Annotated in this window: 25 protein-coding genes; 17 read left to right on the top strand and 8 right to left on the bottom strand. The window is 65.8% G+C overall.

Going from position 1 to position 23,695, the window contains the following annotated elements; genetic code table 11:
• The first annotated feature begins 2 nt into the window (after window positions 1–2).
• The 7 genes from AC1DJW_RS24355 to AC1DJW_RS24325 all read left to right on the top strand — a co-directional run bounded on the left by AC1DJW_RS24355 (window position 3) and on the right by AC1DJW_RS24325 (window position 5,529).
• Window positions 3–740, top strand: a complete 738-nt coding sequence (locus AC1DJW_RS24355; RefSeq protein ID WP_390277042.1) for an FAD-binding oxidoreductase — start codon at window positions 3–5, stop codon at window positions 738–740.
• Window positions 737–1,084 (top strand): DUF6510 family protein, encoded by a 348-nt coding sequence (locus AC1DJW_RS24350; RefSeq protein WP_284752348.1) that lies wholly within the window; start codon window positions 737–739, stop codon window positions 1,082–1,084. The genes AC1DJW_RS24355 and AC1DJW_RS24350 overlap by 4 nt, the downstream gene beginning before the upstream one ends.
• Window positions 1,085–1,173: 89 nt before the next feature.
• Window positions 1,174–2,127, top strand: coding sequence for an MTAP family purine nucleoside phosphorylase (locus tag AC1DJW_RS24345; protein ID WP_476902740.1), 954 nt, complete (start codon window positions 1,174–1,176; stop codon window positions 2,125–2,127).
• The gene (locus tag AC1DJW_RS24340; protein WP_459342545.1) at window positions 2,124–3,188 is read left to right on the top strand and encodes an NAD-dependent epimerase/dehydratase family protein; all 1,065 of its coding nucleotides are present in this window, start codon (window positions 2,124–2,126) and stop codon (window positions 3,186–3,188) included. Before AC1DJW_RS24345 ends, AC1DJW_RS24340 begins: the two co-directional genes overlap by 4 nt.
• A 78-nt stretch (window positions 3,189–3,266) precedes the next feature.
• Window positions 3,267–4,079 (top strand): glycosyltransferase family 2 protein, encoded by an 813-nt coding sequence (locus AC1DJW_RS24335; RefSeq protein WP_350225140.1) that lies wholly within the window; start codon window positions 3,267–3,269, stop codon window positions 4,077–4,079.
• Window positions 4,076–4,783 (top strand): TIGR04282 family arsenosugar biosynthesis glycosyltransferase, encoded by a 708-nt coding sequence (locus tag AC1DJW_RS24330; RefSeq protein WP_476902739.1) that lies wholly within the window; start codon window positions 4,076–4,078, stop codon window positions 4,781–4,783. The genes AC1DJW_RS24335 and AC1DJW_RS24330 overlap by 4 nt, the downstream gene beginning before the upstream one ends.
• Window positions 4,780–5,529 (top strand): methyltransferase domain-containing protein, encoded by a 750-nt coding sequence (locus AC1DJW_RS24325; RefSeq protein WP_390277030.1) that lies wholly within the window; start codon window positions 4,780–4,782, stop codon window positions 5,527–5,529. The genes AC1DJW_RS24330 and AC1DJW_RS24325 overlap by 4 nt, the downstream gene beginning before the upstream one ends.
• On the opposite strand, the gene AC1DJW_RS24320 is transcribed toward AC1DJW_RS24325, so the two are convergent.
• Together AC1DJW_RS24320 and AC1DJW_RS24315 are read right to left on the bottom strand one after the other, a co-directional pair.
• Window positions 5,490–6,002 carry a hypothetical protein gene (locus AC1DJW_RS24320; RefSeq protein WP_476902738.1) on the bottom strand — a complete coding sequence of 171 codons (513 nt, stop codon included), beginning with the start codon at window positions 6,000–6,002 and terminating at the stop codon, window positions 5,490–5,492. The two genes, AC1DJW_RS24325 and AC1DJW_RS24320, sit on opposite strands and share 40 nt — an antisense overlap.
• Window positions 6,002–7,219, bottom strand: coding sequence for a molybdopterin-dependent oxidoreductase (locus AC1DJW_RS24315; protein WP_476902737.1), 1,218 nt, complete (start codon window positions 7,217–7,219; stop codon window positions 6,002–6,004). Before AC1DJW_RS24315 ends, AC1DJW_RS24320 begins: the two co-directional genes overlap by 1 nt.
• Before the next feature lie 112 nt (window positions 7,220–7,331).
• Between AC1DJW_RS24315 and AC1DJW_RS24310 the strand changes: the two genes are divergently transcribed.
• The gene (locus tag AC1DJW_RS24310; protein WP_476902736.1) at window positions 7,332–8,723 is read left to right on the top strand and encodes a glycosyltransferase 87 family protein; all 1,392 of its coding nucleotides are present in this window, start codon (window positions 7,332–7,334) and stop codon (window positions 8,721–8,723) included.
• 27 nt (window positions 8,724–8,750) lie between these two features.
• Here AC1DJW_RS24310 and AC1DJW_RS24305 read toward each other — a convergent pair whose 3' ends face one another.
• The 3 genes from AC1DJW_RS24305 to AC1DJW_RS24295 form a co-directional block, all read right to left on the bottom strand.
• A complete protein-coding gene (locus tag AC1DJW_RS24305; protein ID WP_476902735.1) occupies window positions 8,751–9,131 on the bottom strand; it encodes a YybH family protein in 381 nt (126 codons plus the stop codon).
• A gap of 25 nt (window positions 9,132–9,156) precedes the next feature.
• A complete protein-coding gene (locus AC1DJW_RS24300) occupies window positions 9,157–9,912 on the bottom strand; it encodes an SDR family NAD(P)-dependent oxidoreductase (RefSeq protein WP_284752357.1) in 756 nt (251 codons plus the stop codon).
• 81 nt (window positions 9,913–9,993) lie between these two features.
• A complete protein-coding gene (locus AC1DJW_RS24295; protein ID WP_459342538.1) occupies window positions 9,994–11,067 on the bottom strand; it encodes a LysR family transcriptional regulator in 1,074 nt (357 codons plus the stop codon).
• Between AC1DJW_RS24295 and AC1DJW_RS24290 the strand changes: the two genes are divergently transcribed.
• The 4 genes from AC1DJW_RS24290 to AC1DJW_RS24275 all read left to right on the top strand — a co-directional run bounded on the left by AC1DJW_RS24290 (window position 11,062) and on the right by AC1DJW_RS24275 (window position 14,358).
• Window positions 11,062–11,358 (top strand): muconolactone Delta-isomerase family protein, encoded by a 297-nt coding sequence (locus tag AC1DJW_RS24290; protein ID WP_390277013.1) that lies wholly within the window; start codon window positions 11,062–11,064, stop codon window positions 11,356–11,358. The two genes, AC1DJW_RS24295 and AC1DJW_RS24290, sit on opposite strands and share 6 nt — an antisense overlap.
• A gap of 8 nt (window positions 11,359–11,366) precedes the next feature.
• On the top strand, window positions 11,367–12,560 hold the full coding sequence (locus AC1DJW_RS24285; protein ID WP_459342536.1) for a YbfB/YjiJ family MFS transporter: 1,194 nt from the start codon (window positions 11,367–11,369) through the stop codon (window positions 12,558–12,560).
• An 82-nt stretch (window positions 12,561–12,642) separates the two neighbouring features.
• Window positions 12,643–13,338 (top strand): maleylpyruvate isomerase family mycothiol-dependent enzyme, encoded by a 696-nt coding sequence (locus tag AC1DJW_RS24280; RefSeq protein WP_284752361.1) that lies wholly within the window; start codon window positions 12,643–12,645, stop codon window positions 13,336–13,338.
• Between the two features lie 102 nt (window positions 13,339–13,440).
• On the top strand, window positions 13,441–14,358 hold the full coding sequence (locus tag AC1DJW_RS24275) for an alpha/beta fold hydrolase (protein ID WP_476902734.1): 918 nt from the start codon (window positions 13,441–13,443) through the stop codon (window positions 14,356–14,358).
• Between the two features lie 10 nt (window positions 14,359–14,368).
• On the opposite strand, the gene AC1DJW_RS24270 is transcribed toward AC1DJW_RS24275, so the two are convergent.
• Together AC1DJW_RS24270 and AC1DJW_RS24265 are read right to left on the bottom strand one after the other, a co-directional pair.
• Complete coding sequence (locus tag AC1DJW_RS24270) at window positions 14,369–14,830, bottom strand: GyrI-like domain-containing protein (protein ID WP_390277001.1); 462 nt, start codon at window positions 14,828–14,830, stop codon at window positions 14,369–14,371.
• Window positions 14,831–14,841: 11 nt separating this feature from the next.
• The gene (locus AC1DJW_RS24265; protein ID WP_284752364.1) at window positions 14,842–15,147 is read right to left on the bottom strand and encodes a hypothetical protein; all 306 of its coding nucleotides are present in this window, start codon (window positions 15,145–15,147) and stop codon (window positions 14,842–14,844) included.
• Window positions 15,148–15,370: 223 nt separating this feature from the next.
• Here AC1DJW_RS24265 and AC1DJW_RS24260 point away from each other — a divergent pair, with 223 nt between their 5' ends.
• The 3 genes from AC1DJW_RS24260 (at window position 15,371) to AC1DJW_RS24250 (ending at window position 20,340) form a co-directional block, all read left to right on the top strand.
• Complete coding sequence (locus AC1DJW_RS24260) at window positions 15,371–16,489, top strand: alanine racemase (RefSeq protein WP_476902733.1); 1,119 nt, start codon at window positions 15,371–15,373, stop codon at window positions 16,487–16,489.
• 51 nt (window positions 16,490–16,540) lie between these two features.
• Window positions 16,541–17,158, top strand: coding sequence for a TetR/AcrR family transcriptional regulator (locus AC1DJW_RS24255; RefSeq protein WP_390276997.1), 618 nt, complete (start codon window positions 16,541–16,543; stop codon window positions 17,156–17,158).
• Between the two features lie 167 nt (window positions 17,159–17,325).
• The gene (locus AC1DJW_RS24250) at window positions 17,326–20,340 is read left to right on the top strand and encodes a Tn3 family transposase (RefSeq protein WP_476902732.1); all 3,015 of its coding nucleotides are present in this window, start codon (window positions 17,326–17,328) and stop codon (window positions 20,338–20,340) included.
• 109 nt (window positions 20,341–20,449) lie between these two features.
• On the opposite strand, the gene AC1DJW_RS24245 is transcribed toward AC1DJW_RS24250, so the two are convergent.
• A complete protein-coding gene (locus AC1DJW_RS24245; protein WP_459342531.1) occupies window positions 20,450–21,025 on the bottom strand; it encodes a recombinase family protein in 576 nt (191 codons plus the stop codon).
• A gap of 373 nt (window positions 21,026–21,398) precedes the next feature.
• On the opposite strand from AC1DJW_RS24245, the gene AC1DJW_RS24240 reads away from it, so the two are divergent.
• Complete coding sequence (locus tag AC1DJW_RS24240) at window positions 21,399–23,057, top strand: DUF6531 domain-containing protein (RefSeq protein ID WP_476902731.1); 1,659 nt, start codon at window positions 21,399–21,401, stop codon at window positions 23,055–23,057.
• Window positions 23,054–23,569: a hypothetical protein gene (locus tag AC1DJW_RS24235; RefSeq protein ID WP_476902730.1), complete on the top strand. Its 516-nt coding sequence runs from the start codon at window positions 23,054–23,056 to the stop codon at window positions 23,567–23,569. Before AC1DJW_RS24240 ends, AC1DJW_RS24235 begins: the two co-directional genes overlap by 4 nt.
• Window positions 23,570–23,695 lie beyond the last annotated feature (126 nt).

The following is a 23,695-nucleotide window of genomic DNA, read 5'->3' as shown; positions in this document are numbered from 1 at the left end:
GGATGAGCACGCTATGGCGAGTGGCCGACGTCGTCAGCAGCATGCCCGAAACGGAAACCGCGCGAACCATCGGCCTGCGGGTGAACGGCTTGAACGGCAACCTCGCCGGACAGCACATCGACATTCGCCTCACGGCCGACGACGGTTACACGGCCGTGCGCTCGTACTCCGTGTCCAGGGCAGACATGGACGAAACCTTGGAGATCACGGTTGACGAATTGGCCAACGGCGAAGTCTCCCCCTATCTGGTCAGGGAACTGGCGGTCGGAGACCAGTTGGAGATCCGAGGACCAGTCGGTGGCTGGTTCGTCTGGAAACCAACGGACACAAACCCCGTTCAGTTGATTGCCGGAGGATCCGGCATCGTACCGCTCATGTCCATGATCCGAGCACACCATGCATCGGAAAATCCGGCGCAGTTCCGGCTGCTGTATTCGCTCAAGTCACCCGAAGCAGGGTTTTATCGGGAAGAACTCCAAACCTTGGGCCAGGAATCCCGCAAGCTCACTATCGACTACGTGTACACACGCAAGGCGCCGGAGGGTTGGCCGAATACTCCGCAACGGCTCACGGCAGAAACCCTGCTGGCCAACATCCTGCCGACGGACGCCGTCCCGGACATCTTCATATGTGGCCAGACGGTCTTCGTGGAAACGGTCGCGGAATGGCTCGTGCAGGCGGGATATCCGGCTGCCTCGATCAAGACCGAACGCTTCGGCGGAACGGGAGGAACCCGGTGAGTGGCAACAACGGCTCCGATTCCCCGGGCACTAAAGATCCGGGCTTCGAGGATCAGGACATCGCCGGAATCCCAGGCAACGCAATACCGCATCTGGACGGAAACGCAGTGGCAGGACCGCTGTGGGAACTGTTCCGCTTCGATATCGTCGCAGCGATCGGACAGTGCAAGCACTGCGGCGCGGTCCGCGTCTTCGGGGAGACGAAGGTGTATGTGGACGCTCCGGGCATCGTTGTCCGCTGCGCGTCCTGCGAGGGCGTGCTGCTCCGCCTCGTGGAGACTCCCACGCGGTACTGGCTCGATGTAAGCGGACTCAGCTATCTGCAGATCGACCGCGAGCGCTAAGGTAACATCCGACTGTCCCGGCAGCCCCGTTCCGGACACGTAAGGATTCCACCCGCGACGCCGGACGCCGGCGTTGGCATGATGGGGTCATGTCAACGCTGCCCGAACCCCACGCAGAACCCCCCTTGGAACCCCGTCCCCGGATCGGGATCATTGGCGGCACCGGCCTGTACAAGCTGCCCGGGGCCGTCGTGCTCAGCACGCTGGACGTCCCGACGCCGTTCGGGCCTCCCTCCAGTCCCGTGACGGTCGCCCGGCTCGCCGCACCGGACGGCCCCGGCGACGACGGCGGGCCGGTGGTCGCGTTCCTGAGCCGCCATGGCCGCGGGCACAGCGTTGCCCCGCAGCAGATCAACTACCGCGCCAACCTCTGGGCCCTCAAGAGCCTCGGCGTGGAGGCTGTTGTGTCCTCCGCGGCCGTGGGCGGACTGGTTTCCAGCCACGGAACCGGCACTTTTGCCGTACCGGACCAGGTCCTGGACAAAACCTGGGGCCGGGCGGACACGTTCTACGACGGCTCGCTGCCCACCGGGGTGCAGCACCTGCCCGCCGCCGAACCCTACAGCGTCCCGTTGCGCGCGGCACTCGGCGCCGCCCTGGAGCGCCAGGGGGAAGACTTCGCCGGGTCGGGCACCGTGGCCGTCATCAATGGTCCGCGCTTCTCCACCAAGGCCGAGTCCGCGGCACTGGTTCAGTCCGGCGCGCATTTGATCAGCATGACCCAGTACCCGGAGCCGATGCTCGCGGCGGAGTTGAACATGCACTTCGCGGCGCTGGCCTTCATTACCGACGCCGACACGGGGCACGACGGCTCCGAGCCAGTGACGGCGGAACTGGTGCTGGGCCGCCTGGCAGCCGCGCAGCCACGGATCTTCGCGGTGTTGTCGGACGCAGTGCGGACAGTGTCCGCCGGGCTGACCGGCGCTGAGCCAGCGGACAACGACGGAATATGGCGGATGGCGCTCATGCCGGCTACGGCGGTGGCCACCGTGATGGGCGCCGCCAGCCCTGTCCGCCCCCGCGCGGGACGAAAAGTGCCGTGAGGATTCTGGTCACCGGCGGTGCCGGTTTCATAGGCAGCCATGTCGTCGAAGCCGCCGTGGCCCGCGGCTGGGAGGTCCGGGTCCTGGATTCATTGGATCCGGCAGTGCACCCGGTTCGGCCGCCTGGACTTCCCGGAGTGCCCCTGTTCGTGGGCGACGTCGGAGACCCGGCCGCGGTGGCAGAGGCGCTCGCGGGAGTCGACGTCGTCGTTCACCAGGGCGCCAAAGTGGGCCTTGGCGTGGACTTCTTCGACGCTCCGGACTACGTCCGAAACAATGACCTGGCCACGGCTGTGCTCCTGGCAGGCATGGCGGCCTCCGGCATCGGCAAGCTTGTCCTGGCTTCCTCCATGGTGGTCTACGGTGAAGGCGCCTACACCGATTCAGCAGGCAGGCCGGTGCGCCCCGGCCCGCGCCGGGTGGAGGATCTGGAGCACGGAATCTTTGACCCCCGCGACCCTGCCACCGGCGAGCTGCTGTTGCCCGCTCTGGTCAGCGAAGACGCGGCCATGGATCCGCGGAACGTCTATGCAGCCTCAAAATTGGCGCAGGAGAACCTCGCTTCCGCGTGGGCGCGCTCAACCGGAGGCTCCGCCATCGCCCTCCGGTACCACAACGTCTACGGTCCCCGGATGCCCAAAAACACCCCCTACGCGGGCGTGGCCAGCCTGTTCCGCTCTGCACTGGCCCGCAGGGAGGCAGTGCGAGTGTTCGAGGATGGCGGGCAGCGCCGGAGTTTCATCCATGTAGGAGATGCTGCTGAGGCAAATCTGTTGTCCATTGACGCATTGGCGGGAGGCCGGGTTGCCTCGGGCAGCCTGAGGGCATACAACATCGGCGCCTCCGAGGTCCACACCGTAGGGCAGGTGGCGGCGGTCCTGAGTTCTTTTGCCGGGGGCCCCCAGCCGGTGGTCACAGGCGAATTCCGGCTAGGCGACGTCCGGCATATCACCGCCAGCTCGGCACGGGCCCGGGCCGAGCTGGGCTGGTTCCCGAGGCATGGTTTCGAGGACGGAATGCGGGAGTTCTCTACTGCACCGCTACGCGGGGATCAAAGCTAGGCTGCCGGCGGCCAAAAGTCCCGGTTCCGTAAGGATTTCCGCCTGTCGCACCGGGCCTGCGGATTCTACGGTCAAAGGGTGGAGAAAAAGCAAAGCGGTGCACGCGGTTCGCACGATCGAATCGGCGTTCCCAGCATCCCAAACGGACCGGAGGACGACGGCGGGGGTTCAGCCGCCGCGCTGGTAGACGTGGTGTTGCCATGCCTCAACGAGCGTTCGGCCCTTCCCAAGGTGCTGGGGGCCTTGCCACCCGGATATCGCGCGATCGTCGTGGACAACGGATCAACCGACGGCTCCGGTGCCCTGGCCGAGAGCCTGGGCGCCACTGTTGTCGACGAAGCGAGGCGCGGCTTTGGCGCGGCAGCACATGCCGGACTCCTGGTGGCCACGGCCGAGTTTGTGGCCTTTTGCGATTGCGATGGTTCGTTGGACCCTGCCCAACTGGCCCCGATGCTGGAGCTCGTGCGCACCGGCCGTGCCGATCTGGTGTTGGGTGCACGGCGTCCGGCCCGCGGTGCCTGGCCGATCCACGCCCGGCTGGCCAACATGGCCCTGAGCCGGCGGTTGCGCCGGCTAACGGGCATCCCCGTCACTGACCTTGGCCCCCTTAGGCTTGCTCGGCGCAGCGCACTCCTCGGCCTGGACCTGAGGGACCGGCGCAGCGGCTATCCGCTGGAGATGTTCCTCAAAGCGCACCGCGACGGCTGGCGTGTGGCCGAAGTTCCGGTCGACTATGCGCCGCGGCTAGGAAAGTCCAAAGTCACGGGGACACTCCGCGGAACCGTCACTGCGCTCAAAGACATGGGGACCCAGTTGGCCGCCGCATCGCAGCGGACTCAGGCGACGAAGGGCGGCGGACCAGCGGCGGGTCCCCATGGAGCGACGCCGTGAATCTCACCATCGCCGTCATTGCCAAAGAATGCATCCCGGGCAGGGTCAAGACGCGACTCACTCCCCCGCTCACTCCAGAGGAGGCCGCAGCCCTGGCCCAGACAAGCCTGAGCCAGACGTTGGAAACAGTGCGGTCCCTTCCCGCGGCCCGGCGTTTGCTGGTGTTTGACGGCTCCCCGCGCCAAGGGGACGCTGCTGGTTTTGAAGTATTCGCCCAGAGTGCCGGAGGCCTTGACGAACGGCTGGCGGCTATCTGTTCGCTGACGGCCGGACCGCTGCTGATCCTGGGCATGGACACGCCCCAGCTATGCGGGGACCAGTTGGCCCCGCTCCTGGCAGACTGGGCAACTCCCGCTCCGGTGCCGCATCACGGCGCGTGGTTCGGCCCGGCGTCGGACGGTGGCTTTTGGGCGTTGGGACTGTACCGGCCCGACGGCGGTCTGCTCCGCGGGGTGGGCATGTCCACCCCGCAAACGGGAGCGCACCAATTGGCCCGGCTGGCCGGCGCCGGCCTGGACGTGGGGCTGCTGCCCGTCCTGAGGGATGTGGACTACTTTTCCGATGCCTTCGCTGCCTCCCGGGAGTGTGGCGGAACCCCGTTTGCCCTCGCAGTGGAGCGCCTGGCCACGGGGCGGCCAGCGGCCGGCGTGCCGGCTGAGGCCCCGTCCGCGGCCGCAGCCAACCGAAGGGTTGCCTTGCGATGAGCATCCGGGCAGTCCCCAAGGGTCCCCGCGCCCGGGCGGACGGTTCTGCAGCGGGGATGGGCCCGCTAGCTTTGTTTGGCCAAGCTCTATTCGGACAGGGCGGGCACGAACCTTACGCCCGTAGCCTGCCCCTCGGCCAGGGGCGCCTGACGCTGCGTCCGGAATCTCCTTGGCACGAAACCATCGGGCGCGTCCACTTCAACATGCTCGGTTGGTCGGGCCCCGCCACGGCAGACGAACGCGAACTGCTTCGCACCCTGCGCGGGCCCGTTCTCGATGTGGGCTGCGGCCCAGGCCGGATGCTTGAGGCCGCCCGGGAACTGGGGCTGGCCTCCATGGGCATCGATTCGAGCCCAGCCGCGGTGGCGCTGGCCACCGACCGCGGCGGCGCGGCCATCCTCGGCTCCATCTTTGACCCCGTCCCGCACGAGCGGGGCTGGGGTTCGGCCCTGTTGCTGGATGGCAACATCGGCATCGGCGGAAACATCCGGATGCTGCTTGAGCGTGTTGCCTCACTGCTCGCGCCGGGCGGGCACGTACTGGCTGAGGCCGAAGCCCCGGACTTCCTCGATGTGGCCTACCTGGCTGTGCTGGAGGATTCAGACGGACGCGCCAGCGCGGCCTTTCCCTGGGCCCGCGCCGGGTCGAAAGCGCTCGCTTTCCACGCGGCGCGGGCGGGGCTGGATGCCGTGGCCACCCGGACCGTTCAGGACCGGGTCTTTCTGACCTTGGAACGGCGGCCGTAAAGTCCGACGGCGGCCACGACAACCGCCGCGGCCACTGCCAGAACCAGCCAAAAGACAGCCAAGGCCAGCGTATAGTCGCCCTGCAGGACGGTGCCGTTGGCGCCACTGCCCTGACCCCCTGGCTGAAGCACCTGCTGGGCGCGGATCAGCGGGGCTGCCACCAGGGTCACCACCGCCCCCACCAAAAGGGCCCCGCGCACTATCTCCTGTTGAACTGGGCCCAGTCCATACGTCAGCCGCGACAAGCCGCCGCCGGCCAGCGTTGTTAGCGGGACCAGCACGCCGTCATGCACCAATAACGCCACGGCAAGCCAGGCCGCCACACCGATCAGCTGCATAGGCGGCACGTTCGCCAGGAATCCGAAGACGGCATAGCCGAGGGCAGCCAAGCCCAGGGCGCCCAGGGCTGCCCGCACCCACCAGACAGTCCTGTGTTCACCGGGCGCCGACGGAGTCACCAAAGGGAGCCGCATCAGATCACCTCCACTTTGTGCACCCATTTGGTCTGCAGGACTCCGGGACGGCCGGGGGCGATGATCCGTGCCGGATAGCCATGGTCGAGGTCCAGTGGTTCGCCGTTGAGCTCGAGCGCCAGCAATGTCTGTTCGTCCTGGCTGTACGCGGCAGGCATGAAGGAGCGACCGTAAACGCCGCCCTTCTCCATACTGGAAATCTGCAGCTCGGCATCCGTCGGTGCGCCCACCGTCGCCATCAGGTCCCTGATTCGGACACCGCGCCACTGGGCTCCTTGGCTCCAGCCCTCCACGCACGCGATGGGCAATCCATAGCTGTACTGCGGCAAGGCCGCCAGCTGCGCCAGAGTGAACGTCTTCTGCACCGATCCCGAGGACACGGTCAGCACCCAGTCAGGGGCCAGCGCGGAATCTGCCACACCCGCCTGGGCTGCGGTCCTGTTGATGGGTACGCCTTGCGGGCCCGAGTCCATTCGTCGCGGCGCAAAGAGGTTCAAGCCTGACAGCCAGGCGAACGACTGGCCCGCCGTCGCCAGTACGACGACGCCGGTCCCGGCGGTGATTGCCGCCAGGAACCCCCTGCGGCTCCAGCCGTGCCCGGTTCCGGGCTTCACGGCAGCCGGATCGGTTTTGCCCGCCGGCACTCCCCTCTCCGTGTCCGCGGCGATAGCGGCCTCGTCCGATCGGCGGCTCCAATGGGCCAGGATGAGGGGCATCTTGACAGCGATATGAAGCGCCAAGGACCCGATGATGACCCAGGCCAGCCAATAGTGGACATCCCTGAAGGAAAACGGCCAAGGATACCACTGAAAAGTGTTGAGCAATCCGATGGTGACTTCCTCCAGCGAAGAAGCCACAAAGAGCGCAATCGAGGCCCGTTCGAGTGCGTGCACCACGGACTTTAGCGGCGGCCAGCGCAAGAGTTCGGGATACACGGACCATAGCTTGGCGGCCAATAGAGGGACGGAAGCTATCCCGGTGGCGACGTGGATACCCTGCGTAGCCACGTAAAGCCACACGGGACGGGTAAGGAAAAGCATCCAATCTGGCGGATCCTGCAGAAGGTGGCTGAACAGCCCGGTCAAGAAGCAAACGGTAAAGGCAAGGCCGAGCCAACGGCCAAGCACTACTGTAAGCCGCCTGCTGCGCAAGGGCGAGGAGAACCGTCCGTTCACCGCTTCCATCCGCTGTTGGAGGAAAGTGGTCAATCTGTCCATACCTCGATCAGACCACCAAGACCCTCCCGTCGTCCCGGTCCAGACCTTACGAAAGGCAAACGGTCCCTTGGATTCATCGCCCGCCGGCCTGCACGTAGTGCACGATCGAAGGGTGAGCGAACCAACAACCCGGCGGGCGTCCGGCATTGCGGCTGCGGCGGTGGCACTTGCTCTGGTCGCATTGCTGGCCGGGGTCCTCTGGTGGACGGTCACCAACGATCCAGCCGCGGAGTGGGTGTCCCCCCTTGGCACGCTGGCCGCCTGGACGGTCTTCGTCCCGGCAGCACTGGCGGCGCGCCGGATCCCGGCGCGGTACGCGGCCGCCGTGGTGCTCCTGGGCTCCCTTCTGGTGGGAGCAGCGGCCATCGCCGCACCGCCGGCCACCAGCAACGACTCTGCACGCTATGCGTGGGACGGCATCGTCCAGAAAGCCGGAATCTCCCCTTATGCCCACGTTCCGGCGGACGAGGCGCTGCGGCCGCTGCGGCCGGCCTGGCTGTTCCAGGACCCCGGACCGGACGGAACCTGCCATGCCAATCCCTTCCCCACGGGCACGGAGACCACTACCAACATTCCAAGCGGCAGCACCCTGTGCACGGCCATCAACAGGCCCGCAGTGCCCACCGTCTATCCGGCGGTGGCGGAGCTGTATTTCCTGGCCGTGCGGCTCATCCCCGGTTCCGAAGTGGGGTTTATCGCCTTTCAGCTGGCCGGGCTGCTGCTCAGCCTCGCCATAACGGCAGCGCTGTTGACGTTCCTGCGCCGCACCGGAAGGCCCGCACACCGAGCCGTGTGGTGGGCATGGTCCCCGCTGGTGGCCTTTGAAGCCATCAACGGTGCGCACGTGGATGCGTTGGGCACCGCTCTGGTCTTGGCCGCGGCGCTGCTGCTGGTGGGCGGGCGCACACTGGGCTCCGGCGTGGCCTTTGGCGCGGCGGTGGCCACCAAGCTCATTCCGGCCATCAGCGCCCCGGCCATGCTGTACCGGCGGCCGGTCCGCTTTGTGGCTGCGGCCGTGGCCACATTTGCCTTGACATACGTGCCATATCTCCTCGCCAGCGGTTGGGCTGTACTGGGCTATCTGCCCGAATACCTTCGCTCGGAGGGATACGACGGGCAGGACAGCCCGCGCTTCACCCTGTTGAAGCTGCTGCTCCCGGCCAGTTGGGCGGCCTCGGCCGCACTGGTGCTGCTGCTCGGCCTGGCCATTTACGTGTGGCGGACCGCCGACGTCTCCCGGCCTTGGGACGGGCAAGTGCTGATGGTCGGAGGAATGTTGCTGATCGTCTCGCCCAGCTACCCCTGGTACGCGCTGTTGCTGTTGCCGTTCGTGGTGCTGAGCGGCCGTTACGAGTTCACCAGCATCGCTCCCGCGCTGGCCCTGATGTATTTCACCGGGGCCGAACCCTACGGCCAGTTGACAGCGCGAGTGGGCCTGGGCGCCGTCGTCGTGCTTCTGGTGGTTGCCACGGTGTTGAGGCGACGGCTGCGAAGCACGGTGTGAAGTCCGAAACGCAGGGCTGCATCCCGTTCAGAGTCCGGGCCGGTGAGATACCTGGTAGAGCGCCAGCATCCAGTCGTCTCCGCTGCGCTGTGCGGCGACACCGATGAGTACCGGCAGCGTCGGCCGACCGTCGGCGAACCCGAATTCGACGCTGAGGTAGCCGTAGACGAAGTCGCTTGCGGGCCTCCTCGTTTCGAGGATTCGGTACTCTGCGGTCAGCCCGAGGGGCTGGGAGGCATAGTAGTCGGCAACCCCCTGGCGGCCGACAGTGTACGGGTGTAGGCCCTGGAAGACGGCGTCTTCGGTGAACAGCTCGGCGATGCCTTCGGGGTCGTGTGCGTCAATGGCGGCTTTCCAGGGGTCGAGGACGCCCCGCAGGATTTCCGCGTCGTCTGCTGTCATAGTCATGTGTTTACTCCTCTGGTGGGTGTGGTCAGTGGCCGGCGCTCATGCCGCCGTCGACATGCAGTATCTCGCCGGTGACGAACCCGGCGTGCTCAAGGAAGACGATCGCGTCGACGATGTCGGTCACTTCGCCCATGCGGCCTACCGGGTGCAGGGCTGCGAGGTCTGCATACGTCTCGGGCGAGTGCATGGGGGTCTTGATCGTGCCTGGGGCCACGGCATTGATCCGGATGCCACGGGTTGCGTATTCGATGGCGAGCGACTTTGTTGCTGACTGCAGGCCGCCCTTGGTCAGTGATGCCAGCACCGAGGGAACGCGGGAGTCGGCGTTGTCGACAAGGCTCGTGGTCACGTTGACGACGTGGCCCGCGCCGACGGTCAGCATCTGTTCGACGGCGCGCTGGGTGATGCGGAAGAATCCGTCTAGGTTTACACCGGTCACGGCCGCGTAGTCGTCTGCCGTGTAGTCCGTGAAGTCCTTGGCAATGAACACGCCGGCGTTGTTGATCAGCGTGTCGAGGCGCCCGAATCGCTCGACCGCTGTGGCGATGATGCGGTCGGCTGTTGCGGGGTCGGCGAGGTCTCCCTGCACGGTGACTAGCTCCGGATCGTCGGACATCGGGATGGAGCGCGACGTGGCGATAACGGCCCAGCCGAGCTTGCGGTAGGCGGCGACGACGCTGGCGCCGATGCCCTGCGACGCGCCGGTGACGACGGCGACCTTAAGGGTTGGGCGGGTGGGCAGGGTGCGGGCGGAGGCGGGGGTGGGTTGCGTTGTGGTCATGTATCGAGTGTGATCCGGATCCGCCTGCTTCTGCCACGACCGCCGTCCTCCCTGCTGGTAGTCCGAGGCTCCCAGAACGGCTTAAGGAGTCGGGCGACGGTGCGGGTCGCCAGCGGGCAGCCAGACCTCGGGGCGATGCAGGTCGAGGTCGCCGAGATCCGCGGACAGGGCCTCGACGACGGCGTGCACGGCGGCCCGCGTCTCGTCGGAGCGCCACACCAGCGACCACGTCCAGTACACCTCCGGTGCCACGACCGGGCGCTCATGCAGGTCGGGCGGAATCGGGGCGATGATGTCCTTCGGCGATCGGAGTACGGGGCGGCCGCTGCGCCGTACGTGATCGAAAAACGCGGGGCCGGTGATGCCGCCGTCGGCGATGCGGAGGGTGTGCGCGCCGGTGTCGCGCGCGAATTGCCCGGCATAGAGGTTCCACGACGACCACGAGGCGGTGTCGTCGTCGAGCAATGCAACCACGTCCCGGGCCGCCACCTCGCCGACAGTGTCCCCGGCCGAGACCGCGTGGAGGCGATCGGCACCGAGGAGCGCGGCGCGAAGGCCGTGTTCCTCAAGGTCCGCCGCGCGAACCCAACACACCGCAAGGTCAAGGCTCCCCTCGGCGACCCGCTCCGCTTGGGTGTGCGACGGCGCGACCCACGGGTCCACGTGCACCTGCGCCACCGACGCCGTGCGCGCGGCGAGGTCGGCCGGGAGCCAGCTGACATACCCCAGGCGCACCGGCTCGGTCCCGGACAGGCGGGCCGCCCGCAGCTCGACGTTGTCGGCGCGAGCCAGGAGATCGCGTACCTCGGGGAGCAGGGCAGCTCCGGCCGGGGTGAGGGTCACCGATCGCCGGTCCCGGTCGAACAAACGAACGCCGAGATCCCGTTCTAGCGCCTTGATCTGCTGGGACAGGGACGGGCCGGCAATGAGCAGCCGGGATGCCGCCCGTCCGAAGTTCAGTTCTTCGGCGACTGCTACGAAATACCGCAGCTGGCGCAGCTCCATGGCCCGATTGTACGCCGCTAGGAGGCTCTGCCTATCACAAGCGAGGACGCCGGTCGTGGCGGCTGAATCGGGAGAGGCCGGACGATGAAGCGGTAAGGGATGGCCTGCAGAAAGGGCCGTCGGAGGAAAGAACGGAGCCAGATCATGCACGAGTTCCTAGTCGAGATCACGACGAGCGTTCCCGAGGGCACAAGCCCTGACGAGGTGGACCGTCGCCGCGCCGCCGAGGCGGCGCGCGCGCGGGAGCTGGCGGCCGCGGGTCGCCTGGTCCGGTTGTGGCGTCCTGTCGGCGAGCTGCGTAGCATCGGGATCTGGCGGGCGGCCGACGAGGCCGAGCTGCACGAGAAGGTTCTCGGCACGCTGCCGCTCCGTCCGTGGATGACCGTGACGGTGACCGCGCTCGAGTCCCACCCGAACGACCCCGGCCGCACGGCATCATGAATTCGATCGTGAGCGCCGCAGTGACTTCCCCCATGAGAGCTTGGTGCCACGTGGGGCAGGCCGCAGCAGCGCTGGCCGGGGGGATGGGCGTCGGACGGTTCGTGTACACGCCGATCCTGCCCGCCATGCATGCCCAAGCGGGTCTGTCGACGGTCGCAGGGGCGCATCTGGCCACCGCGAACTACGTCGGCTACCTCGCGGGCGCGTTGGCCGGCATCGCTTTCCCCGCGGTATCTCGTTCGCGGGCCACGCTTCGGGGCTCCTTCGCCGTGTTGATCGCGAGCCTGGCGGCGATGCCGGCCACGGAGAGCGAGTTCGTGTGGATGGTCCTTCGCGGCCTGGCCGGCGTGACTAGCGCGTTGATCTTCGTGTTTGCGGTGAGCGCGCTCCTCAGCGGTTTGCGGGAAAGCCACGCCCACTTGGCGGGCTGGGGCTTTGGCGGAGTCGGCGCAGGAATCGCCGCGTCTGGGCTGCTGGTTCTAGTGCTCCTGCCAATCACCGACTGGCGGGCCGCGTGGTGGGCGTCTGCCGCGCTCACCGCGGTCCTTGCCGCGATCGGCTGGACCCTGCGCACGGCGCCCGGGGACCCCACGCCGGCCGTCGGGGCTAAGCTTCGCCCGGTTTGGCCGGGGGCGCCGGGGCGGTTTGCGGCACTGCTCATCTCGTACACCCTTGAGGGCGCCGGCTACATCGTCGCCGGGACGTTCCTCGTGGCCGCGATCGAACAAAAGGCCACAGGGGGGCTCGGAAGCAGCGCCTGGGTGCTGGCCGGAGCGGCCGCTGTGCCGGCGTCAGCACTGTGGATGCGGTTGGGGCGGCGATGGTCCCGCCTCCACCTGCTGCTGGCCGCCCTCGTCTTACAGGGGGTCGGCATCGCCCTCCCGGCCTTGACGGACGGCGTCGGCGCCGACCTCGCCTCGGCAGCCCTCTTCGGCGGAACGTTCGTCGGGATCAGTGCGCTCGCTCTTGCTGTCGGCAACGAGCTTCGCTTCCCGAGATCGGTCGGGCTGCTCACCGCGGGATACTCCGTTGGCCAGATCGTCGGGCCGCTGGTCGTGGCCCCGATTCTGCAGCAGGGATACGGCCCGGCGCTGCTCACGGCTGGGGCAATCGTTTTGGCCGCGGCCGTTACTGCTGCCGGCGTGGGGCGCGTGCCCGCTCGGCAGTTCTCCACGCCGGCCGTGCCCCTTTCCGAAAAATGAGGATTCCTCTCTGGCGGGGCCCATCGAGTCCCCGCCGCGATGTCGAGCGCGGGGAAACCAGCTGGCACATTATGCTCGGGATATGTCGCCGGATCGCTATCTTACTGAGCTTGCCAGCAGCGTGGACCGTCTAAGCGTCCTGGCACGCCAACCCGAGGACATCCTGGCTCGTCCTGTGCCGGCCTGTCCTGGCTGGACGCTCAAGGATCTCTTCGGGCATCTGGGGTCAATCGAACGTTGGGCCGCCGAAATAGTCCTTTCGGGGAAGTTTGTCGAGGAACCGGCACCACCCGCCACCGGCGCCGAAACGTGGTTCCTCGAAGGCACGGACGCATTTCTACGGACAATGGCGGCGCTCGATCCCGAAGAGCAGTGCTGGAACTTTGGCCCACCCCCGCGCAAAGCCGGTTTCTGGCGTCGGCGCCAGGCACATGAACACGCCGTCCACCTCATCGACGCGTGCCAAGCATCAGGGTTGGCGGTTCCCTCTTTCTCAGCAGATTTCATGCTCGACGGAATCGACGAGATCCTGACAATGTTCACCCCGCGACAGCTTCGGCTGGGTCGTATGGCCCAGCCGGAGGGGACAGTGACATTCCAGGTACCCGGGGCCGGCAGCTGGAGGTTCGGCCAAGGAGCCACCGAGGCCTCGATTACCTCCCCGCCGCGCGGGATGTACCTGGGTCTCTGGGGCCGCTCCAATCTCTTGGAAACAGCGATCATCGAAGGCGACAAAGCCCTCGCGATCCGCGTTCTCCAAGGCCCCCTCACCCCCTGAACAACCCCATCCGGGGGTCTGCGAACGCGCCGGAACAGGCAAGTCCCATCCGCTACCTCTGCGGCTACGAACCAGTGTCACAGAGCAAGAGGAGAGGTGACCATGAGTGTTCAGCAGAAAAGCGCCCCCACGCTGCGGCGGCATGTCGTTCCCACGGAGCTAGGGCGCTGCACAGTGCGTGTCCAGCAGGGTGCCCCGGGACGGTGGGGCGTGTCCGGCACCCCGGAGGTCTACCTCCACGGCGCCGCGGGATCCTGGACCACTTTCCAGGCCCTGCTTTCCGGGGCACCGACTTCCGGGGAACCGGCCAACGACCGGGTCCTGATTGATCTGCCGGGCTGGGGCGAATCCACGAACGGTGCCCGGCTGCAACGGTTCAGCCTCGTGGCGATGGCACGCGCCGTCACCGGAGTGCTGAAAGCGCTCGGCTACCAGCGGTGGAACCTGGTGGGCCACTCCATGGGAGGCTTCCTGGCCCTGCACATGGCTGCGGCATGGCCGGAGCAGACCGCAAGCGTAGCCGCCATTTCGGCCACCACATTCAGTGTGTCCGACGCGTGCAGGGCGCCGCTCCCCGGCCTTTACAGATTCCCGGCGTTCACCGGCATGCTGCTGGCCATGCGCACCATGGCGGCCCTCGGTCCGGCAGGGACGGCACTGGTGCGTACTGTCTCCGACACACCCCTCATGGGACCACTGATGTCTCCGTTCTTCGCAGATCCGGCAGCCATTCCCCCGGTCGAGATCCGCGAGCTCGGCTACGATGCCCGGCCGGCCAGCTTCTCTGCTGCCGCAAGGGCAGCCGCGCACTACGATTTCGGCCAGTGGCACGGCATCCGCTGCCCGGTTCTGGCAATCCGCGGCGACAGCGATGTGTTCACGCCCGAGTCTGATCTGGCCCGCTTGGCAGTTATAGTCCCCCACACCCGGCTGGCGACAATCCCGCGCTGCGGCCACTTCGCCCACATCGAGCAGCCCGATCACGTGCAACGGCTGCTCGGCGAACTGTGGTCCTGGTGAAGTGTCTCCTCTACTTCAGAAGGTGCACGACCGTCGTTTCAGTATCGGCCTGATCGGGTGTCGGATCTCCGTAGATCTCCCAGGAGTGCCCGGCAGACTCCCTGTGATTCGCCGCCATCCACTCGTCGATCGCGTTGTACGCCTCGTTCATACGGTCGTATGGCCCATGGTGGACTGCTACGGCAGCCTCGCCTCCGGGCGTTTCGGTCGCGTAGACCTCGCCCGCCGTTTCGAAGCTGCGCGTGATTTCGACGCCGAAGTCGCACAGAAGGGGTGCGTCGGGCGTGTTCGAGTGGTGGTAGACGAAGATATTGTGGCCGTCCGTCCACAGACCCGGCTGACTGCGAATGAAGTCCCAGACAAGGCCCACCGCAGGGCCCCATGCGGAACCGACGTCGCCTGGTGCGACCTCGCGCCGGACGGCGGCCAGCATGCGCGGGCGGACAGTCTGTACGTTGACGGGGACCGACATGCGCGAGTCGGCTAGTACTTGTCCGCAGAGTCGACCGATTCCCCGACGGTGATTTCAGGTGCCACACTGGGGTCGCCGCCGACTGAACCAATGAACGCCTGGATCTCGGGATCACCGAAGAATTTTTGGAATGCCTCCGTCGATTCCCATTCGTCGACCACGAGGACGAACCCGTCCCCGACTGCGAACTGATGGTGAATCGCCCCAGCCGCCCGGCCGCGCTCGCCCCATTGGCGATACTCGTCCGCGCGCTCCTCCAGCGACTTGGCGAAAACGCTCGTGTCACCGGAAACCTTGGTTGCAATGATGACAGACATGATGTGACCTCCTATGGCCTGGACTCAGCTCGTGGCAGCCAGCCACGCGACGATGCGCGTGAACGGTCCGACACGTGAAAGACCATACTCACTCCGCGTGGCAACCGCCCGAGTGGCCGCTACTTGTCATTAGCCGGGATCTGTCCACGGGTTCTCTAGTTACTGAACCGGATAGGATCTCCGGGTACCCAGCTTCCAGAACGTCCTGAAAGAACCGCACCGCATGACGCACCTTGACGCCGCCCTTCCGCTCCACACCTTGCCGCAGATGCTCCTGGACGTTGCCGCCGTCGAGCGCAATATCGGCATCAAAGAGGCCTGGACACGGGAACGCGGCATGGTGCTGGCCCCGCACATCAAGACCACCATGACGGGCGAGATTGTCCGCCGGCAGTTGCCCGGCTCCTGGGGCGTGACCGTGGCGACCACCGCGCAGGCCGCGCAGGCCATCGAGTGGGGTGCGACTAGGATCCTCATCGCGAACGAGGTGCTGTTCCGCGGCCACCTTGAGGAGTTGCGCGCCTGGCTGACAGCCTCGCCGGAGCTGGAGATCTACTGCCTGGCCGACTCGGCGGCGGGCGTCCAGGCCATGGCCGAGGTGTTCCAGGACTCGCCACGGCCGCTCAACGTACTGATCGACGTCGGGACCCCCGGCGGTCGCACCGGGATCCGCAGCGAGGCCGAAGCCGGGCCCCTGGCCGGGGAGATTCGTGCCGCCAGCGGGCTGCTGCTGGCCGGCGTCAGCGCCTACGAGGGTGTGGCACCGAACACCCGGACGGATGAAAACCTGGCCGGGATCGATTCGCATTGCCGCCTGGCCCGCGACATTTTCGATGAACTGCGCCCCACTTTCGAAGTGGAAGTGCCGGTCTTCAGCAACGGCGGCTCCGCGTTCCAGGACCGGGCAGCCGCGTTCCTGCCGCACAGCACCTCCGTCAACGTGCTTCGTTCAGGCTGCTACGTGGTTCACGACCATGGCACCTACCAGAGCGTCTCGCCGGTCCCCGGTCTCACCGCCGCGGCGGTGGTGCGGGCGCTGGTCATCTCCGCCCCGGAAGCCGGGCGCGTGGTCCTGAACGCGGGCAAGCGGGAGTTGGCGTACGACGCCGGCCTGCCGGTGATCGTCTCCCGGTTCCGTAACGGGGCCCTCCTGGCGGCCGGCGAAGGAGCCACGCTGACGCGCCTCTTCGACCACCACGCCATCGTGGACGATGCCGAAGGCCTGCAGGTCGGCGACGTCGTGGACCTGGGCATCTCCCACCCCTGCTCGCTGTTTGACCGCTGGCGCGAGGTAGTTGCAGTCAGCGATGACGCCGTCGAGACCTGGCGGCCAAGCTTCTAACCCGTGCGCGACGTCCCGAGCTGGCTTCTACCACTCACGTACGATGGTGGGATGGCCAACGATCAAGCCGAGGAGCGTGGGCGGTCATACCGGAAAGCCCCCGAACGACGAGCCCAGATTCTCTTGCGAGCTATAGAACTGTTCGCCGAACAGGGAGTCGGCTCCTCGTTGCGGGCGATTGGAGCTGCGATCGGCGTTTCGCATGCCGCGCTGCGATACTACTTTGCATCGCGCGATGAGCTCTTGGTCGCGGTTTACCGAGAACACGAAGGCATGGTTCACGAGCCGTCCGGCACGGCCGACGTCTCAGCCGTGGCCGTGATGGAAAAAAGCGCCGAACGAAACCGCACAATTCCTGGTCTGGTTGAGCTGTACGCGACGCTGACCACTGATGCGCTTCAGGAGCGCCATCACCCGGTCACACGGGACTTCATCGACGAGCGTTTTCGCCGGGTTCGGGCCGATCTAGCCGAAAGGGTCCGGGCCGGTCAGCGATCCGGATCCATAGCCGCGGACATCGATGCCGATGATGCCGCCGCGCTGGTCGCCGCCGCCTCCGATGGCTTACAACTGCAATGGCTCATCAGCCCGGACGACGTGGACGTGCACCGCTCGTTGGCAATCCTGGAACGGCTGTTGCCGCCTGCCGGGCCGGCCTTGACGCATTAGCTCGCGGCAGACGGGCCTCGATGGGCCTGACCTGCACCTTCCATGTCCGAGTATTCACATGCCCGTTCGGGGTTTCGGGGTCACCGTAGTAGTCGCCGAAAATCGGGCGGATATGGCTGGGGTAGGCTTCTGACCTGGGAATCTGTGGGCTTGTTTGGAGGTCGTTCTTGGCAACGCAGGTGTTCTCGGATGAAGAGCTGGATAAGCTTCGGGGATTCCCTGAGATCGGCAGGGACGAGTTGTTCAGGTTCTTCACTCCGACCCCGGCGGACGTCGCGTTCGTTGATCCCGGTCGGGGGCGTGGACCGGCTGACCGGCTTGGTTTGGCAGTAGCGTTGTGCACGTTGCCGTGGCTGGGTTTCGTGCCGGACAAGGTGTCTTCGGCCCCGCCGGTTGCGGTGGCCCGGTTGGCTGACCAGCTCGGCGTCGACCCGGACGAGTTACGGTCCTATGGGCGGCGGACGAAGACCCGGACCGAGCACCTGCGGCTGGTGGCCAAGTATCTGGGCTGGCGGCTGCCGGCGACGATGGAGCTGAAGGAACTGGACGAGTTCCTACTTGCCCGGGCGTTGGAGCACGACTCGCCAACGTTGCTTTTCCGGCTGGCGTGTGAGTACTTGATCTCCACCCGCGTGCTCCGACCCGGCCCGGTGACCGTGGTCGAGCGGGTCGCGCATGCTCGCGCGGAGGCGCAGCGGGAGACGTTCGACCGGCTTGCCCGCGAGTTTACCGAGGCCCGGTGCGCCGGGCTGGATGCACTTCTGGTTACCGACCCCGGGATCGGTATGACCCGGTTGCGGTGGCTGTCGACAGGCCCTGTCGAGGCGTCCCCGGCCGCGGTGAAGGCTGAGGTTGCCAAGCTGGAGTTCCTACGCGGCCTGGGTGCGGATACCCTCGACCTGTCGGTGCTCCCCGCCGAGCGGCGTCGGTTCCTGGCCACGGTCGGGCGCCGGTTGACCGCGCAGGCGCTGGAACGACGCGATCCACAGCGCCGCTACCCGATCCTGCTTACGATGCTGGCGCAGTCGGCGACAGATGTGCTCGACGAGGTAGTGCAACTGTTTGACCAGGCCATTTCAGCGCGGGAAAGCAAAGCCGAGCGAAAGATGCGCGACGCGCTTGCCGAACGGGGCAGGACCGGGGAAGACCGGCAGGCGCTGCTGGATGACCTTCTGGCCATCATCACCGATCCGGCCGTGCCTGATGAGCAGATCGGCGGGTTGATCCGTGGTGACCGGATTGGGTGGCCCCGCCTGCGATCGGCTATGGCACAGGCCGTCCCGCGGTTGCCGCGCGATCATGGGCACCTCACGGCTTTGGACGGCTCCTACGGGTATCTGCGGCAGTTCACCCCGCACGTCCTCGCCGCGGTGACGTTCGCCGGCGGCACCGCCGCGGCCGGGCTGCTCGATGCTGTGGAGATCCTGCGCGGACTCAACGCCACCGGAGCCCGCCGGGTCCCGGCCGACGCGCCGACCGGGTTCGTGCCCGCGCGGTGGCGCGGCTATCTGGAGACCGCAGCTACTTCCGGCAACACCAGCGACTACCGACACTACTGGGAGCTGTGCACACTGCTGGCACTGCGCGACGGTCTGCGCACCGGGGACGTGTTCGTGCCGGGTTCGCGTCGGTACTCCAACCCGGCTGCTTACCTGCTGACCCCGGAGAAATGGGGCCTGCAGCGCGCAGAGTTCTGCCAGCTGGTGGGTAAGCCCGCCGACCCCGCCCATGCGCTGGCGGACGCTGAGGACGAACTGAGCGAGGCGCTCGGAGAGCTTGAGGTGGTCCTGGCCGCCGGAGACGGACCAGTGCGCCTAGACGAGGACGGTGATCTGGTGATCTCGCCGCTGTCTGCGGAGGACATACCGGTCGAGGCGACGGCGTTGAAGCCGGAGCTGACCGAGATGTTGCCGTTCGCTCCGATCGTGTCGTTGCTGATCGAGCTGGACAAGCGCACCGGCTACCTTGACTGCTTCACCCACGCCGGGGGCAAACAAGCCCGCAGCCCGGAGTTGAAGCGGAACCTGATCGCGGTGCTGATCAGCCACTCCACCAACCTTGGACTCACACGGATGGCTGATGCGTGCGGGATCTCCTACGACGTGTTGGCCTGGACTGCAGAGTGGTACGTGCGGGAGGAGACGTTGCGCGCGGCGAACCTGGCGCTCATCGACTACCACCAACGGCTGCCGCTGGCCCCGGTGTTCGGCACCGGCACCTTGTCCTCATCGGACGGCCAGCGCTTCCCGACCCGCGGCAAGTCTGTGACTGCCAGGGCCCTGAGCAGGTATTTCGCGAACGAAGGGCTCTCAACGTACACGCACGTGACCGACCAGCACACCACCTATGGCACGAAGGTCATCGTCGCCACGAAACGCGAGGCCCATTACGTCCTCGACGAAATCCTGGGGAACGCGACCGATATTCCCATCACGGAGCACGCGACGGACACGCATGGGGTGACGCTGGTCAATTTCGCCCTGTTTGACCTGCTCGGGCTCCAGCTCTCGCCCCGCATCCGGGATCTGGGCAAGATCACCCTGACCCGCATGGGGTCCCGGGCGCAGGTCGAGGCAGACTACCCAAACGCCGGGTCGCTGCTGACACGCAAGCTGAACACCGAGCTGATCGCTGAGCACTACGACGACTTGCTCCGCGTGGCCGGGTCGCTGAAATTCGGCCACGCCACCGCGTCCTTGCTGGTCGGCAAGCTGTCCGCTTCAGGCAGGCAGAACGCGCTGGCGGCGGCGCTGAAGGAATACGGGGCGCTGCGCCGCACCATCTACGCCGCCCGCTACCTGGCAGACCCTGCCTACCGGCGCAAGATCTCCCGGCAGTTGAACAAGGGAGAGTCGCTGCACGCACTCAAACGAGACCTCCTCTACGCGCACGAAGGCGCGGTCCGTGCCCGGCACCTGGAGCAGCAGACAGAGCAGGCGTGGTGTCTGACCCTCGTCACAAACGCCGTGGTCGCATGGACCACGGAGTACTACGGTCTAGCCGTCGACTCGATGCGGACCGCGGGGCGGCGCATCGACGATGAGGTGCTGGCGCACATCTCCCCGGCGCACAGCGAGAACATCAACTTCTTCGGATCCATCGACGTAGACGTCGATGGTGAGCTGGCACAGCTCGGCCCCACAGGCTACCGGCCGCTGCGGGTGCGCGACACGTTATTCTGACGAGCCTGGCCTCATGGAGGACAGCTAGCCCAAAGACCCAAAAACACCTGCGGGAATTGTCCCGATGAGTGTTCTTGGGGGTTGAGTAGTATCCGTGCAGCCAGTAACGCTAAGGGTGCTTGACCTTGTTGGTTTTGATGTTGCGGTAGATGGTCATTGGTGTCACGGCGCAGGATTGGGCGATTTCGGCCATGGTGAATTGCCGTGCGTCGTACATGCGCTGAGCTTTGTTGATGAGCTCCGCGGTCATCTTCGGTTTGCGTCCGCCCTTGCGGCCCCTTGAGCGCGCGGCGGCGAGTCCGGCCTGGGTACGTTCTCGTATCAACGCGGCTTCGTATTCGGCCATCAGCGCGAACATGCCAAAGACGAGCTTTCCGTGCGCTGTGGTGGTGTCGACGATTCCGTTGGTCAGGGACTGCACCCCGATACCTCGTTCGTCCAAGGTGGTCACGATGTCGATGAGGTCATGTAGGTTCCGGCCGAGCCGGTCGATTTTCCAGACCACCAGGGTGTCTCCCGGATGCAGGTTGTCAAGGCACAGGATCCATTGGGGGCGGTCGGCCTTGGTCCCGGTCGCAGTGTCTTTGTAGATTCTCAGGCAACCCTCGGCGTTCAATGCGTCGAGCTGCAGCTGCGGATCCTGGTCAATGGTACTGACCCGGGCGTACCCGATTTTGTGTCCCATGGGCCGAGCCTAACAAAACCCATGGCCTGAACAGCGTTTAGTTAGTTTGATTGTGTTGTAGCTTTTGTGGTTGGTGGCGGCGGGTTTGAGGTTCACGCAGGGGGACGGTGCCGGGTCTATCGCAGACGTTCGTATGCGATAGACCCGGATGTAACCGGGACAAGCTAGATCCGGCCTAGCGCTATTACCGGCACGGATCCTACTCGCCCCCGACACCTCTTGGCCGCCGCCCCCAAAGTGCCCTTGCGTTCTATAAACGCAGGATTTCCCCAGTTTCAGCGCAGTTTTGAGTCAATCGATAGTAAGCGCTTCCTTCCTTTGACATGATCTCTCCTGTCTTGCGCACGCCAAGGTCGTTCTTTTGGGGGAAATTGTGGCTACCTTCCGTTTGTTCTGCACCCGGCTGATCGGATTCGCCGTCGTCCTGGTTGTCGCCATCACAGCAGTGAATCTATGGCCGGGCGCAGCACCAGCGGAGGCATCGTCCCTCCCGGGAAGTGCCGCGTCGTCGCAGTCGCTGCAGTCAGCCAACCTCGCTCATTCCCTTAACGCGTCACCGGCTGCTACCGCGAGACGAGCGCCTGCCGCGGCTCCAGTTTCTCAAGGAGTCTCCACCGGGGAGCTCGGAAGGCAGCGCGTGTCCACTCCTGCCGATGTCTCCCCGGTATCGGCTCGTCGGACCGGCCTTGCGGCATTATCTGTTCCGGCATCGATGTCTTCGGGCGGCTATTCGGTATCGCTTTCGATGACCGTCGGTCCCTATCTGCAGCTGACCGCGACGGCGAATCGAGACGTTTCGACCAAATACCTGCAGATTTTTGATACCTCTACCAATTACCTGGTGACTTGCCGCACAGGCACGACATGCAGCGTGATGGCCAACGCCGGAGCTCCGGATTCTTTCGTTGCAACCATCGCTGACAGTGAGACGGCGTACTACAGCCCGACAGGCAAACTTGCGATCTCCGACGTTCTCACACCGCCGGCGCGCACACTGACCCTAACCCAGTCAACCGCCCCCGACGGCACGAAGGCCCTCACAGCGGAAACGAATTACGCGGTTGGCGGCTCCAATTACCTTCAGATCTTCAACAAAGACCAGGGGTCCCTGGGCGTCAGCTGTCGCACCGGAACAACGTGCACCCTCCCCCAGGGGACCGGGTCCGGTTATACATATATTGCGACAATCGGCCCCGAGAATGCTTATTTCACGACCACCGGACAAGTGGCGGTTTCCGCCCCGTTCATCCCGCCGCCCTGGGCGGTGAGCATCAGTGTCAGCGGCCGGCTTGCGACAGCGACCAGCAATTACAAGGTGCAAGAGCTGGATTTCTATGATCTGACCACCGGTGGGTACATGAACGGCTGCTCAGGGGGTGTGACGACCTGCGTTGCGTATCTGCCGACCAACGGCGATCAGGTCGTTGCAGTCAACGGTAGCTTCAACATGACGTTTCCCCCGGGAACCCTGTATGCGGTGTCCAGCCCGGTGGCGTACTCGGGACCCGGCTGGCCTCATGAGACGAACGCGGGTTCCAACCCGGCTGAATTGAACCAGTGTTTCACCTGCAAGTCTGACCCGATCAATACGTTAACCGGAGAGTTCTTCGAAAACGTTACGGACACCTCAACGCCCGGGAGGGGGCCCGCTCTCGAGACCAGGCGGGCTTACTCTTCACAGGGAGCCCGGGTCGACAGTCCATTTGGTTACGGATGGTCCTTCAACTACGCCATGAACCTGGTCCCGGCGGCCTCGGGCGGTACCGTGGACGTCCACCAGGAAAACGGCTCCATGGTCACATTCACCGCCAACTCCGCCGGCGCTTACGCCGCGCCGTCCAGGGTCCTGGCCGGACTCACTCACAACGCTGACGGTTCGTGGACCTACACCCGCAAGGCCAAGGAAATTTTCGATTTCGACTCCAGCGGGCTGCTGACACGTATCCGGGATTTGAACGGTAACGCTGTCACGCTTTCCCGCGACGCTGCCGGGCACGTCCTCACCGCCACAGACGGCAGCGGCAGGCCGTGACCACCTACGGGTATGACACGGCCTACCGGCTCTCCACGGTCACCGATCCGAACGGCAAGACCACCACCAACGTCTATGACGCCGGGAACCGTGTCACCAAGCAGACCGACCGCAACGGCGGCGTGACAACCTTCGCATACGGGGCGGACAGAACCACTACGACGACCTCTCCGGCCGGGCGCGTGACCAAGGAAACTTACACCAATGGCATGCTCGCCACCGCTGTGAAAGGTGCAGGCACTCCTCAGGCCGCTACCTGGACCTACACCTACGACCCGGCCACCTTAGGCACCACCAAGGTCACCGACCCACTGAACCACGTCACCACATCAACTTACGACGCAAACGGCAACAAGCTCACCAGCACCGACCCAAATGGGCACACCACCACCATCACCTATGACAACCTCAACGACCCCACCTCGGTTACCGATCCCGCCGGCACGGTGACCACCCTCACCTACGACGCAATCGGCAACCCGCTCACCCGGGACTGCCCCGGCTTTTGTTGACTCGGGGTCTTAGGCCGCTGTGAGCGCGGTCCGGTTGATTGTTTCATATTCGATTGGCGTGAGTTTTCCCAGCCGTCTTTGCCGTCGCCGGCGGTGGTAGGTCCTTTCGATCCAGGTCGTGATGGC

It is taken from the genome of Arthrobacter sp. 05L417 (assembly GCF_056397865.1).
The sequence above is the reverse complement of the archived record's forward strand: the minus strand, read 5'-3'. Positions and strand labels throughout refer to the sequence as shown.